Source organism: Anaplasma ovis str. Haibei (assembly GCF_002214625.1).
Taxonomy (GTDB): domain Bacteria; phylum Pseudomonadota; class Alphaproteobacteria; order Rickettsiales; family Anaplasmataceae; genus Anaplasma; species Anaplasma ovis.
On record NZ_CP015994.1, the window covers coordinates 261126 to 276806 of the forward strand.

The following is a 15681-nucleotide window of genomic DNA, read 5'->3' on the forward strand; positions in this document are numbered from 1 at the left end:
AAATATTTATCCCCTCAGGTTCCTAAAACCACACAATGCACAAGTGTTGTAAGCCAGCATGGGGTATCACATATGTCGGAAAAATTAGCGTGGCGGATTCGCGCAGGAATGGTTTTCTGTGTGGGCAATATGTGCTATCATGCCCTGCGTTGGGTGTGGTTCTGTGATGCGAAGCAAATCTGTGGAAAGCATGATACGGGTTGACCATGCTGGCGAGTATGCAGCGGTGTGCATATACCACGGGCAGGGCGTTGTGTTTTCGCGCACACGGGATGCTGATAAAATTCAGGAGATGCAAGAGCACGAACGGGTGCATTTCAGATACTTTAATAACTTAATACTCCAGAGAAGGGTGCGCCCCACGCTGTTTTTGCCCGTGTGGCACGTTGCAGGGGTTGCACTTGGTTATGTAACTGCTATGATGGGTAAGAAGGCAGCAATGGCATGTACGGCTGCGGTCGAAGAGGTTATTTGTGATCACTATAGCAATCAAGTTGCGCAGTTAGATGACAGTGAGCGCGATCTAAGCGATAAGATACTACAGTTCTGTGCCGAGGAACGCGAACACATGGAAACTGCCATAAGTTGCGGTGCCGAGGAGGTTTTTGGATATAGGCTGCTGTCTTCCGCAATAAAAATGGCCTGTAGGGCTGGAATTGCAATTTCTAAGGCCCTATAAGATAGTACCAATGGTTGCTAGCTTAACTAAAATTACACGAGGATTGGTGGCTGCTAATTGTAAAATAAGCATAGTCGGGAGTGCCAGGGGAATGTTTGTTGCTGCGCTGATGTCGGCGCTGGTGTTGTGCGAGTTTCTACTTAGCGGAGTGATGCATAAGTTTACTCCCAGATTTGACATGCTTCTCATGGTTTTGGCGTACAGTAGGAACATGTTCCTAGCAAATCTTCCGCTGTTCATTGTTGGAGTATTTAGGGACATAATATACTTTTTTCCTGTTGGGGGTTCCTCAATATTTTACATAGTTGCTAATATTACCCTTTCTGGGGTGTGGAAAAGGCTTTCCGGTAATTTGGGCGTGCTTGTATCTCTGTGTTGCGTTAGTGGAATTCAGTGGATTGTTTGGTATATCACGCTTGGTAGGGCTTCTCAGGCATTTTACCTGGGACTACAGGTGTTTTTGGGTTGGATTGCGTATGCGTTAGTATCCAGAAATTGGAAGAGGAAATACGGCGGGCCACATGCTCGAAGGTTGAGTTAGGGGTTCTGTGGTGGACAAGATTTTTCTAATGAGCCCCGACACGTTATCAGTTCGGTAATCGCGCTCAATGCAGCGGGAGGAGTGGTATTTGTGGTACATCACATGGGGTATAGTACGCTGTGAACCTCAAAAAAGGCATTTTCGATTTTAGGCTCCTGCATGGTTGAGGAAACTTCGTCCTCATCACTCGGGTTTTCCTCCGTATTACTTTCTGTGTTGGTGGGCGCGGTATTGCTCGTTTGCTGGTCGCTCCGCACGTCTTTCCGCTCTGTTGGGCGTTTTGCCCCTTCCTTATCAGGGGCCTTGCCCGGTGTTGGGGTATTTGCAGCGTTCTTGTTGCGTTTCTCCGGCTTTTTCGGTTTAGGAGTATCTGCATCTGTCTCATTGGTTGCGGCAGATGAGTTTTTGGCACGTCGCCGAAGTTGCGCGAAGAAAGAAGTGCTCTCTTTTTGTTTTTCAGTAGCTGATTTTTTGGCAGATTTGTCACTTGCCTCTTCGGGCACATCGGTTGTAGTCGTCGGAGATTGAGCTGCATACTGGGTACACAGTTTGTATATGTAAACCAGGGGGGTTACTATCAGAAACTGAAAGATGAGCAGGATGCTTTTCCATATTGCTAATAAGAACCACAACAACTGCGATTGTAGCTTCTCTTCCGAATGCGGTAGCGGTTTTTTTGTCTTTGATCTGCTCCCGTGAGGTACACTTTTCTCTTGAGTAGGGTGTCGTCCAGATTCCGGTTCCGACTGCGGTTCGGGTTCTTCTATATCATTGACACCAAAAGATTCCTGCGGTGTATCGTAATAAAAGGCTTCTCCAGATCCGCTCGTGTGGCTATCGGCGTTTGGCTGTTTGTGTGCCTCTACGAACCTTGTGATGTGAGACTCAAACGAGTGCTCGTCCGTGTCTGCGTGGTGTGTGGAGGCGGCCTGTGTCACCATTTGGTCAATCCACTGGCGTTGTTTCTCATTTATCCGGTGCTCTGGCTTATCTGATTCCACGTGATCTGTTGTACCATGGACATTAGTGTGCTCACTTACAGCGTAATCTGTACTACGCTCCCCACTCTTGGTTTCTGATTGTGCACCAGGCATCTTTTCCGAAGCCCCTATTGCCCACGGTTTCTGACCTTCGCCTTGTCCCGGTTGTATCACAGGAACTGTGATGTGATGCTCTGCCGGTGCAATGCCTTCTTGTCTGGAGGCCATCTCAACAGCTTTCTTGGGGTATGGGCTTACAATTGCGCGATACTCTTTCGCCTGGTGCCAGCAGGTTGGTAGGGTGCTTGTCACACAGGTGTATGTCAGATCTGGTATGACGAATGTGATGAAGTCCGTTGAGCGATAGCGCACCCAAGCGCAATTGTGCAACTTGAACCCTCTTGGCACATGCCTCACTCCCAACTTTGCCTTGCTTATGACTACCTCAGGTTTGTGTTCACTGCCTGTCGTACGCTTTGTTGTCACTGTGTAGGAGAGCAGTGCGTGTATATTTTGCCCCGATAGGGGTATATGCACGGAACCATGTTCAATTACTTTATACCCCTCTTGCGCGTCTTCGGCATTGAGGGGGATCTTAAAGGATATTTTTTGAAAGTACTCCGGCTTTGTATTCCATCTGTCGGCGCAACTATCAGCTATAACCGTATGCACGAACGCACCCAGCATCTCTTCCGCTTCCTGAAATGTTGATACAAAAATACGTGTGCAGATGTCCTTATTATCTTTCAGGAACTCCGTATCTTTGAACAGAATTTGTTTCTGGGTGCTGCTATTGGTAGACTGAGGCGATATGCGTGCGTTTGTTTCTTTGGCTTGCTTTTGCATCTCCTGTACATCTAGCAACATCTGGAGACGTTGTCTATACGTTAGAGTGGAAGCTTGTTGGGGGCCATTGCCAGACATTACTGAGTTGTCTAATATGTCTACAGCTTCCAACTTGCTTGCGTCCTTAATAAGGTTGAGTTCGGTAGACAAAAACACGCGGGTACAACGTTGCCGCGCCTGCCACACGCACTTGTTGGCGCTGCTATTACCGTGCTGCTCAAATTCTGTAGCTGGAGTAACGCAGAACGATAGACCTCGCAACTCCACATCGTCAGTGCCAGATGATTTGTTGTGTACTGCAACAAGGTCATACTGTATGGTCATTACTACGTCTTCCACAGGTGCGCTGTTGACTACGTCCTTGACTTTGAATTTGATGGTCTCTTCGCAACGCATGCCTATGGGAGGGCGGCTTCTTTGTTCAGGTACAGCCGTTGCCGTGCTTTGCTCTTGCTTGCTACTAAAAAACGAGTGTATCCAAGATTTCTGCTGGGGTTGTTGCGACGCGGTAGGGGTAGGAGAGGGGAGAATGTTGCAAATTTTGATGTCGCTGATAGAGACATCTACCTGTGGATTTTGTGGATAAGCAATGCATGCTCGCAGTATCTCAACAAGGGTCGTTCGTTTTTCTGGAGGGGTGTAGAATGCAGCCCAAGCTGCAACAACATGTTCGGGTACTTTATGAGCGCTTCCGCCAGCTGACCGCAGCATCATATTTGTTAGGGTGCTGATATCGGATGTTGCAAGATTGTTATGGTCTGCAGACGGCCCAATTATGAGATTTTTCTCTTTAATCACATTGACCGCGCCTTCGACACCAGTTGGATCTCGCGTTGTGAACAGCCTTTCTCCCTCTCCATACAGGAAATGTGCCTCCACAGCGCTTTCTAACTCATTTTTGAGCTTTACCTTAGATGTTCCCCCGGTGCTATGTTGTAATTCCTGCTGTCGTTGGGCAACGGACGCCGCCCCCCTGTCTTTACGTTGCTGCCGACTCATTTCATATGTGCGACGAGGTGTGTGTAGACTCTACAGGAAGGCATATGACGTTTTAAGGGAAAAGCACCTCACACGCCTGCCAGGCAGCGGGTATGGTAAAACAACGTTAATGTGTGCAGGTTGACAACCGTGAGCTGTGGCAAGCACGGTTTCTTGTGCGGAGCCCAGCTCCGTGTAGCAGCTCACGCTATAAGTGTGGCGCCACATATGCACAAAGACGTGTTTTGGCGACACATGTTCTAACTACGTCTCAAGAGTTTTACTTGCGGTCACATTCTTGCACGCCTACGCATGTCGCCACCGCGCTGCAGCTGGTCAGCAGTTGCACTGTCTACAATTGTGGTTGGGTTGCTACTGTGATGACGGCCTGATGACCTTGTGCTGGCGGTGCGTGACGTATGCTCACTGCCGTTGGAGACCGATGCCGCCTTCTCGCTGCCGCCGGAATATGATATGTGTGTAGAACCGTATGTGTGTCCCCCTGATTGATGGCGTCCACTCCCAACAACCGAGCTCACGCTGCTGAAGCCAGCCTGTTGCCTTGTCGCAATTCTGGGGTGACCCCTGGCCCGGGAATTACCTCCGTGTGTGCGTAGCTCGTCATATCTGTGCAGCCCATCTGCGCTACCGTGGGTGGGTTGGAAAAGAGCCCACATCCAAGAAAGTACGCTTTTTATGCAGGCCCAAACCGAGAGCAGAATCCGGAAAATGAAACTCAAGATCCTCTCGCACCACGTAGTGTGACCTGCCGGTTCGAAAACTACTGATGGGAAATCATCATCCGGTCGCTGTTGCCTGCGACCAGGCATCCGTGGTTGGTCATCGCCCCTATTATCATAGCTATCATAGGACGTCATAGTGTCATACAACGACGCCCGTGTGGCGGATCCCTCCCTCCTTTTGGTTCTCGGCGCTTGCTTTTTGAGTGAGGTAGAGGAACCACTGCTGCGAGCCGTACCTGGCCTACTCCCCACTTCCTGATTGGCCGCACTCAGACATGCTGCTATGTCCTGTGACAAATCATGCACTGGCCCTGCTGCGCCACCAACGCCTTCCGTTTTGGATACAGCACTGTGCCTCGGGACTGCATGACTCCCCAACTCCGTTTCAGACGTTGCTGCCGGTTCTGCATCCACATCTTTTGATACGAGCACCTCATCTCGGTTTTCATCATCCACTGTCTGATCTTCAGACTCAGAGCCATCATCACGTGCCCCAGATAGCATTACCGCTGCACCAGGCGCTGTGGGTTCGGAGCCCACATCAGCATGGGCTCCATCCTGTTCTTTTTGTTGTGGGGTTGTGTCTTGCAGCTTCCGCACAAACTGCTCTTCTCGGCCGTGTCGGCCCCGAACATTTTGCTCCCTCATGCTTGTGACCGCAATTATCGCCTGCAGTGGCAAGGTGAGCGCATCACTCCGCAAAGACGCACTTCCCAGCTCTCTGCCATCGTTTGTAAACATACTTACTGTTACCGATGGGTCACCCATTGCGAAAAGATTCTTTCCATAATTAGCGCCACGGTATAGCAAGGTATATGATATAGTCACCCTGACATTCAGAGGAGGTGTGCCGGTAACAATACTTTTTGCACTGAACGCCAACTCATGCGTCATGGCAATCCCTCCGCCCGATTGTTGGGGGAGGTGATCTTTGAACACTGAGGTACCAACATCCTCCCATTCAGACTCTCTGTCGTCTATTCTGGTTACACCCAATGCCGTACAGAAGAACCTAACAAATTTATCATAGTTGGCGCGCGACAATACGTTGACGACTTCATCGTAGCATGCCGCTATGCTGCCTTTTGGCTGTTCAATACCCCTCCCACCTAATTTATAATCTTCTGCTAGCACGTCGTACGTGCGATCGGGAGTGGAAATGTATTCACTGCCCAGAAGTTTGTCGATGCCGTGAAGCCCAACAAACTCCATAATGCACGTACGCATTTTTTCAGAGACTGATTGCCTGGGACCATGCGACTCGCTGGCTCCCTGTATAAGATACTTATACCCGGCGAAATTATCTTGTACTGACTGCATTACTGTCAGTGCCTTTACGGGTTCAGGTACACGATTACTAGGTATCCTTACCACTCTGAATTCGCTATCACGCTCCAACTGAAGGGAAGTGTACGGTTTCGCCGTCTTCAGACTTGTATCGCTGCACGATTTCACTGCGGCGACCGGATGTGTAACCCGCAACTGCTTAAGCCCGTTATCTAGTTGTGTTACGCAAACATCGTAACAAACTACCAGGTGCAAATTTTCTGTCTGCCACCATGCCATTGGAGCCACGAGAGCGTGCTGCACAACGCGAATTTTATCTTGCGGCTTTCCGTCCTCAGAAGCAGATTGATCGAACTGCAAAAACAGCTTCTTGTCAACAACGGCAGCCTTGCTCGGGAATCGCGTGTAATCTTGGAATTGGCTGAGCAAAAACTGCGTGAAACCCTCATGTGAAAAGTTGCCACACAGGTTGATTGTGGCTTCAAAAAGCGAGGTATGGGTTTGGTGGCCAATTTCCTTTATCCATGTTTCCAACAGTTCCAGGAGCTCGAGCCTCTTCTGCGCGAGTTCGGACAGATTATTGCTGCGACAAGGCGCAAACCTTACTAAGCTCGCTGCCGATGTGCTTTGCGCCGCCCTGCCGCGGCGACCGCGCCCTACGACGTGTATCGCGTCCGTATCATATAAGCGCAAGAGTCTTCCAACTGCGCTTGAGGCCAATATGCGTGTCTCGGGTATGAGTGGCCCAGTAATGTTGTTTGTTGTAGGCCCCCCATCCTCCCCGCTAGCGGATGCTGCAGCTCCGTAGTATCGAGCCATCTGCTCAAAGACCACTTGCTCCTGGTCTACTACCTTGACTTCCTCCTTACGCTTTCCCCCTGCACCATCCCTGTTTTGGCTTGGGGAGAATAAAGCGCCATCTTTGGCAACGTCAATTTTTCCAATAGCGTCTCTGAACTTGTCACACCGTATATGTGTGTCCCCCTTTAGTGCGATGTCAAACACCTGAAAGCTGCCTGAATCAATGCTGCTGTCGCCTACCTGCAGACACTCATCTAGATTGAACTGCGGGTTTACAAACCGCATACCCAGTTGTGCTTTTGCTCCCAACGACGCCACCCTTCCTCCTTCCTTTGTGACCCAGTCGTATCCATGCACGATGTATGACACAAAAGCGTGTACCTTCAAGCTTGTATTGTTGGGCTTACTGCCCTTTGGATAAAAGATGAAGTGCTCTTCGACTCTGTGCTGGGATCCTGATTCCTTATGCTCCATGTTGATGCTGCTTCCGGATACAAGCCCTCTGTGGGAGACAAAGTGCTTTTCTATCTCCATGGATATAGGATCGACGCTCTGACTAGCCTCGTTGTATACGGCTTGGCTAACAAGGAAGTTCAAGGTGTCATGCTGCACTCCTTCACTCGTGATTATCGGTCTGTCTGGGTGTGCAACCCCGTAACGCTCATAACTATCCTCCAACAGGTCTTCTGTGACGAAGCACCATTGGTCCTGACTACTTGCGCTGTACTGCGCAGGTGTTTGCTTTGTTGCTAAGTTGGTGTAACCGCAACGTTGCGCCGTTGAAGCATCATCCCACGCGGCGTTTGTGGCGAGCTCTGTACTGCTCTTGATTCTTACTTGCTCGAACGTTGAGGTATCCACTTCATCCTTGGTGAGGAATAGCGGGTTTTTGCGTCCGTCCGCCACAATCTCAACATAGAACTTCAGATCTTCTATTCTAGTGGCGCTTTCGCAGGAACCTGGAATCTCGTATCTGTGCACAACGTTGTAGCGGAGCACGGCGTGCATATATTTTCCGTTTTCGGATCTGATGACTGCACGCTTCTCCACATTTGAGGACTGCTCCCTGTTGCCACTGGTGGGGAACGAGCGTTCATGTGCTATCTTGCTCTGTTTTAGAAATGTTGTGTGCTTGACTACGTCAATGTCACTCGGATTTACCTGCAGAGTCGGGCCAAGAAGACCCCGGAAAATACGTGGGGTATACTCCACACCAGCGGCACCGTCGAAAATCCTACAGATGTAATCATCGGCGCTCAAGAGCATTGTTGGGGTATCAGTAATGTTGCGCCGCACGCCTGGTTTGCCATCAGCCGCAGGTGGTGCCAAGTAGACCTTGTATTCTTTTGCTGGGGGTTTGTAGACGCACTTGCAACCCTGTTTCCTGGAGTCTCGACACAAATCATTGGTGATTTGGATTTCTGTTTTACCTACATCCATCACTACCGATGTGTCGCTCGATAGCTTCTTGTTTTGGCTTATGATGCACTTTGTGTGCATCGTAAATACACCTAGATTCTCTCCTCTGGTGTTAGCAACTTTAAACTGTACCCGCTCTTCTATAAGATAAGCAGGCGTAACTTTGCTTCCAAACTTAGAAAGAAGGCCAGAATCTTGGGGGATTGCCGAGATTGTGAAGTGTGAAAACGGACAAATTTCGAACTTTGCGAACCTGATGCACTCAGGCTCAAAGCATTCGGCCAAAAATTTGGGTAGGTGCGTGCGCGCATCGGGAGTTGCTTCGACGAGTGTGATCACAGCCCGCCACGCTTCTTTAGGGATACTAGAGTATGGCGATCCTACGACCTGTGCCAGCTCTATGAATCTATTCGCTAGTAGATCATCACTTGCTGCCTCTGGGCCGTCAAAGTCTATAGGGGTGAAAACCTGCTTGCTATTAAGCCTCTGCGCAAGTTCGTACATGTATTGAAGTAGTGCAAGAGCAGGCTCGTGTTTTTTGCCTTCGATTTCCCCTTTATATAAGCACCCCGGGTCCGCCATGAGCGACTTACCCAAGTCGCTGGGTGCTTTCAGCAGTTTTGGACCCATTGGAACCTCAGTTTACGGCAGCCACCGACCCACGATCGTGCACCAAAACGGCGCCAGAGCCCCGAAAGGGCGACGAGACCGTGCAACACGCACCGCCCGCGCCACTGGCAAGCCACTGACACTGGGGGTGCACAACCCCGCGCCTGCATTGTACCATTTATGTGCCAGTAGTGCAACACCATGCGCATTCTGCCGTATTGTCTGCCCCGATAGTCTTTGAGATCGTAACCATGGTGCATGTGTTATTTGTAAATTGATAACAACGCCTTACAGTTTACGTAATGTGTACTTCGGGAGCGATATATGCTGACGTAAGCATGATTTTTTGGACGTATTACACCTAATGTATGTCATTCCGCATAATTGTTGGCAGCCATACCGCTCAGTAGTAGGGCACAGCACTTGTGACAAAAACCTACAAGAGTACTCCAGATTCACCACCCACATCTAGAGCTATATGGTGCGTCCACGGCCTGAAACTTGCGTTAAGTGGCCACGCGTGCTCTAAGCCGCTACTAACTCTAGGCTCCCACGGCAGCGGAACTATAGTCATATGCCACTGCGTTAGTCACCTCACCTTCGTCCAACACGCTTCCAGGCGCACGGTTTTGTACTTCAGGTGTAACCACTGCTACTGGCGGGGGACCAATATCCTCCTGCATGCGCTCATCTTCCTGCGTTTCATCGGCGTTATCTATAGGACTCTGAAGCAAATGTGCATAGTTCCCAAACTTTTCCGCACCGCTGTCATACGTATTTGGCTTTTGTTTAGTGCGCTGCAGTGTGGTGAAATCGCGCAGGTTTACCGTACTAGCGTTATCCACCTTTTCGAGAGATCTGCAACAACAGCGTATTATAAGGTTGTAGCACCACAACGCCGCCACAACGATGTATGCCCACAGTTGCGCAAGCAGTCCCACAAACCACCAAAACAACAACACGACGAAGCACCGTTTCTTTTTCTTGGAGTCGTCTTGCGAACTTTCTACGACAAACAAAGTTTTCTCGACCCACTTACCTGCTTTTCTTTCGGCTGTAACCTCCTCTTCCCGTGTTCTGGAGGTCAATACGTCATCTTCCTGGTGCTGCTGTACCGGTTCTGCTTCTCTATGTTGCTGTACTGACTCTGCTTCTCGGCGTTTCTGTACCTGTTCTGCACACTCGATTTTTGCATTTTTATACGGGGTGGATACTGACCTAGACTTCGTATTGGGGATTCCAAATGTGGCGGATGTTCGGGCCACTCCGTCTGCGTCCAGCTGCTTGATAGTTAGTTTAGCATTGGTGATTGCGCAAACAGCAGTATAGCTGCTGCCACCCCGTCGTCTACCTTGGCGATGTGTTTTTTTGGATACCTTATACTCTACAGACACACCAAGCACGTCACTAGATCCTGCCACACTTACATCTGCAGTTTTGACCACCTTATACAATCTCTTCTGTGGGTCCTCAAGTTTTGCATTGCTGCTTACGTTCTTTATGATGAGTGATGATGCATTGCTGCAACCCAGGCATATCTCTGCCATACGCGATATGACATGAGAGGTATATTCTTCTGCACTAACCTTTTTCGGGAATAGCACCGCGCGCAGCAAATCACTGTTACTGAGAATGAGTGCAATGTCGTTTTCATTACGAAACTCGCCATTTTGCAGCCACAGGCCGGTACTTTTGGTATCAAGGAGGGTTCTACTAAGCTTGTCTTGCTCGCTGCGTGCTTGTGGGGCAGCGGAAATACTGCTGCCGTTCCTCTTCAGTGTGCCAGCTCCTGTACCATCAGTACCACTTGCATGTACCTCTGTACCATGTTCACTACCCGTACCAGCACCATCTATGCCACTTGTACCTGTGCCAGCTCCTGTACCATCAGTACCATGTTGGTCAGTACCACCAAGAGTTTGGTCTATGCCACTTGTACCTGTGCCACCTACCTCCGGCAAAGCCAGCGCGCCATCATTGAACTTGGGGATTTCTCTGGCCATTGCTGCGGCAACCTCTTGTGACACGGCGCGCTGCGCAGACAAGACTGTCATCATTGGGACCGGGAATTCCATCATGCTGAGACTACCGGCCTGTGATGCAACTGCGCATCCTACCTTCAGATTGCACACTACATAGTCTGTGTTTATGCCCTTCGTCAGTCCCTTTGTGTAGGTAAACTCGCTTTCGACGAGCAGTACATCATATACAACGCGCACAACTATATCTTTTGCATTGCCGTGCATCGACATCTTGTAGTCCTGCTCCACTCTGGCGCCCGCTATTACGCCTTCACCTTCTATCCCGAGGATTTTGTGGGTCTTGTCGTTAGTTTTTGTAACTTCGCACACGGCTACTGCAAGATGCTTAGAGATAGCCGATAAAAGCTTACTTATCTCTAGGGTGTTGTTGCGTGCATCTTTTCGAAATAGCTGTAACCCAAGATTGCGCAGCGCTTGATTGCTTATGGTTCCCAGCGTGGTAGTAGCTCCGGTACTGTTTGAGTAGAACTTCGAGATGCTCTCCTTGGCTGCATTTCTGGTGAGTGAAAACCCGCTGCCTGATCCTGGCAGCAGGAACACGCTTCCGAGTCCGTGCTGGCCTATGCAAGCACTGATTGCCAAAGAAGGCGTGCACCCAGTGGCAGAAAGCTGCGATAAGTCACTCACCACCTCATTTTTGCACCATGAATATGAGAGAGTTGTGGGCGCAACGGGACGAGGCGAGCTGCTCCCCGCCACGGGGGCCGCGGCAGCTTGGATGTTTGCGACCGCTAACTCTGTACGCCCGTCTTCGTGTGTATTCAAAGACAGTTCATATTGCACCTTCACAGACGTTTCAAAAGCGTCACCACCGATTTCATACTTTAGCCGCAGGTCTCTAACAATCTCAGCTTTACTTCCCGGAGTTGCTGAATTATCAGCCTTCAGGTCTAGTACCTGTTGTTTAATCACTGGCTGGATTCTATTTAGTGTTCCATCGCTGTAAACCACAGTGAATCCGTTATATGTCGTATCGCATGTGTTGATTACTGCGCGCAGCAGCAGGTCAGTTGCACCTGATTTCCAATTCAGCGCTCCTCTAAGCGCACTCAACGCACTGCTACCGCCTGCATTTGTAAGTGCACTTCCGTTTACCTTCACACTGTTGTCTTGCAACAATCTATCAAAGCCAGCGTCAGCACGCTTTGAGCCCTCACTGCCGGTAGGAGAAATTCTCACGAGGCTTTCGACGAGTGCTTCGTTCATTTCCTCACTTACCGCGTGCCCTTTTATCACGTTTTTTAGGTACTTTACAACATGTTCCGGAGTGCTGCTGTCAATTGGTTTTAAATCTTGCTCATAGTTGTTCACTACGATAATGGGAAGCGTGTAATCATAGCCTGGTGCGCCAGTTTTACCATCCTCAGTGCCACCTTGTTCGCCAGATTGTGCAGCACCTCCATTACCCTCAGTACCACCTGTGGAGGGCAATTGTGTGGTACTTCCATCATCTTGTTCTGATATGACTTGCAACACGGGTGCAGCGCCGCCATGCATGACGAACTGCTGCTTCTGCCTACTTCTGTGGGTTTTCGCGCTATGCGATGCAGCCAAGAAAAGACTCAGTCTGAATTTGGGGGCGTGTACAAGACGCACTGCGAACGCAAGTTGATCCCTGCGCGCAGCACCATCTTGTTGTGACGCAAGTTTGCCTGACACGAAGGCGTGTATGTTGCAGCATGGCGGCACTTTATTACTTCGATTTGCAATTCTGAACACGTAATGTTGCTCTATGGCAGTATTACCGTTTCCACTACCAGGTTCCATAATTCCGCAGTGCATGATGCTATACTCTGCTAAACGTGTCAGGATAGGCCGTATATCAGGGGTATCTGCATAGTATAAAGTCTCTGCCACAGCATTCATTACTTTATTGTACCGAGCGTCTACGACACTGGTTTGTGTATCTCTATGTAAGATAACCGTGTTCTGGTACACATACGCATCGGTCAGTAGCATGCCGTGTATATCTTCTGCAAGATCGACCTCGGTGAGTTTGCATTCAAGCATCGGATGCTTATTGAATGCATTAATGGGCGCCCTGATGGCGTCATGTGCATATATCTTACTGCTTGCATCTGTTGCGGGTGTGGATCCTGATGTGGTTACTGTTTTGTCTGGCTTCCATACCGTATCGAGCACAAGGCCTCCGCTGGGTGCATCAATACTTACACTGTTGAGGGCTTGTCTGACCTTGAGATGCACATCACGGACCTTGTGCTCCCGTATGCCGGGGCGGGGGAGTTTATATACGAGATGGACGTAAAAATCCTCGGTGGTTCCGTTACTATCAGATGTTACGCGTGCTACATAGCGCTTGTCGATATGCGGGCTACCATCTGACCCTGTGGTGCGGTTGGAGACATGTGCCAAAATTTGTACACGTTCATCATTGCTACTGAGTAACACCTTCACGACATCTTGCACCTTGCCGCTTGAAAAAGCGGTACGCAATTTCTCCTCCTGTGGATTAGCCGTACTTTTGCTGCTGCCAGATTCCGCAGGTACTGCTGTACCCTCTTTTTTTGTGTCATTTGGTGTAAATGTGGCACTGCTACCCGATTCTGCTGCCGCATCTTGGTTGCCCTGTTGTTCGGTACCTCCATCACCCTCAGTACCGGGGGATGGTGATGTAGCAGCTTCATTACCTTCGGTACTGGAGGGTAGCGCAGTACCCGCTGAACCCTGGTCTGCAGATGTGGAGGATAGTGCAGCGCTTGATGGTGCTTGTACTGTGGCGCCCGCTGCAGATGTTGCCCCATGTTCCGATGCAGCACTCTGTGCTGTTTCTGCGCTTGTGATTGTTGCAATTTTAGTAGTCATCTCACCAACGGTCCCCCCCCCCCCTTCTGCATTGCTGCCTGTATAGCTCTGCTGTTCCTGTCGCCCAACTGCTGTGGCACCATGTTGGTCTGTACCTGCACCATCAGTACCACTCGATCCCTGACTTAACCCTGCACCACCAGCTAGGGCTTGACCATTACCAGCATAACCAGCAGCCAGAGTTTGGTCTATGCCACTTGTACCTGTGCCAGCTCCTGTACCATCAGTACCACTTGATCTCTGACTTAACCCTGTACCAGCATAACCAGCAGCCAGAGTTTGGTCTATGCCACTTGTACCTGTGCCAGCTCCTGTACCACCAAGAGTTGAAAAAATACTTGGGCACAAAGTCAGCTCTGGGCCTGTTGGATCTGTGGATTTTATTTTAACGGTTGGGTCGATGACTTTGTACCCGTTGCCCTGCCCAATTGTAGGAGTAACTGTATACTGCACCTCTGCTTCTAGGGTACCAACCTCCTTATTATTAGTACCTCGTATAGTGAAATTATACTTCTCGATAAATGCTATTGATGCGACTTTGTTAGGATCACTGTGTGTAGATCTGGTACATGTGGATACTGTTACATTATTCCATGGGACTACTTTTAAATTGGGAAATAACGCCTTTAAGAGGTTAAGCAGGTCTCTGTAAGTTCCCCTACATAAGTCCGAGTAGCATTCTCGAATGTAACCAGTACGTGCATTTCTACTGTTGTCACGAGTCATCTTACCAACTGTGAACACATCCTGTCGCCCAACTGCTGTGGCACCAGCACTGGAAGCCTGTCCTCCTGGCGTGGAGTGTGCGGCTGCACCACTAAATGTACTCCAGGATGTGTTCACAGTTGGTGAACTAACTTGTCCCACCTGGGGAGCGTCCTCTCCATGTGCAGTGGCTTCCTTCTCATCTGACCCTGTTCCAGATGATGCCGTACCAGTGGTCTGCTGGTCGTGCTCTTCTTCAGCACCTGTAGTGGTATGGGAAACAAGGACGGAATCTTCACCCTGCAGTGTTGCAGAACGTCCTCCCTCATTGCCGGAAGAGCATCCGTCACTGCCTCCAGAATTTTGTTGTCCCTCCTTTGCCGTGATAGCTTCAGGCTTCGGCAAGGAAACTTCAGAGGTATTAGTACTTGTGTATGTCAGCTCTGGGTCTGTTGAATCTGTGGATTTTATTTTAACGGTCAGATCGCTGACTTTGTACTTGTCCTGTTCAATTGTAGTAGTAACCGTATACTGCACCTCTGCTTCTAGAGTACCCACATTCATATTGTTGGTATTTAGTACGACGAAGTCATGCGTCTCGGTAAGCACTACTGATGCGACTTGGCTAGGATCACTGCTTGTGGGTCCGACAACACGTGACGCCTTTATGAAATTAAGCAGGCCTTCACGCTTGTCAGTTCCCCGACATAGGTACTTCGAGCAGAATTCCCGAATGTCGCCAGACTTTGCATTTCTACTGTTGTTACTATGATGTTCTCCAGCATTAATCAGACTCCAAGGGCTTAGAACAGCATCACGCATCGCTTGGTCCGGTGCGCTCTTGAGTTTTAATGTGGCACTTGATCCTGTTGCATGCTGCACACTGCCAGATTGTATAACACTTCCATCACCCTCGGTACTGGGGGATGGTGATGTAGCAGTTTCATTACCCTGGTCTACAGCCGTGGGGGATGGTGCAGCGTTCTGTGGTTCTTGTATATTACCGCTCGCTGAGAGTGCGCGGGTAATATCCTGAGCCTCATCAGCAACGGCCTTGAACTCACTTTCGATACCACTCTGTGCAGTTTCTGTGCTAGCGGATTGTTTAGCACGTGTGGTTGTTACAACGTCAATAGTCATCTCACCAACGGTTCCCCCCCCCCTCTTTTTCTACCTAGGTCTGAATGAAGGGCACACATATGCGAGTGAGGAACGAACAACGGGTGCT

The 15681-nt window shown here is 49.7% G+C and carries 5 protein-coding genes; 2 read left to right on the forward strand and 3 right to left on the reverse strand.

Annotated features, from left to right (window positions below; genetic code table 11):
* Nucleotides 1-166: 166 nt before the first annotated feature.
* The gene (locus AOV_RS01155; protein WP_075138798.1) at nt 167-679 is read left to right on the forward strand and encodes a demethoxyubiquinone hydroxylase family protein; all 513 of its coding nucleotides are present in this window, start codon (nt 167-169) and stop codon (nt 677-679) included.
* 10 nt (nt 680-689) lie between these two features.
* Complete coding sequence (locus AOV_RS01160; RefSeq protein WP_233497192.1) at nt 690-1220, forward strand: hypothetical protein; 531 nt, start codon at nt 690-692, stop codon at nt 1218-1220.
* A 98-nt stretch (nt 1221-1318) separates the two neighbouring features.
* On the opposite strand, the gene AOV_RS01165 is transcribed toward AOV_RS01160, so the two are convergent.
* The 3 genes from AOV_RS01165 to AOV_RS01180 form a co-directional block, all read right to left on the reverse strand.
* Nucleotides 1319-4045, reverse strand: a complete 2727-nt coding sequence (locus AOV_RS01165) for a hypothetical protein (RefSeq protein WP_233497193.1) — start codon at nt 4043-4045, stop codon at nt 1319-1321.
* A gap of 269 nt (nt 4046-4314) precedes the next feature.
* The gene (locus AOV_RS01170) at nt 4315-8904 is read right to left on the reverse strand and encodes a hypothetical protein (RefSeq protein WP_075138799.1); all 4590 of its coding nucleotides are present in this window, start codon (nt 8902-8904) and stop codon (nt 4315-4317) included.
* A gap of 521 nt (nt 8905-9425) precedes the next feature.
* Nucleotides 9426-15593: a hypothetical protein gene (locus AOV_RS01180; RefSeq protein ID WP_199463072.1), complete on the reverse strand. Its 6168-nt coding sequence runs from the start codon at nt 15591-15593 to the stop codon at nt 9426-9428.
* Nucleotides 15594-15681 lie beyond the last annotated feature (88 nt).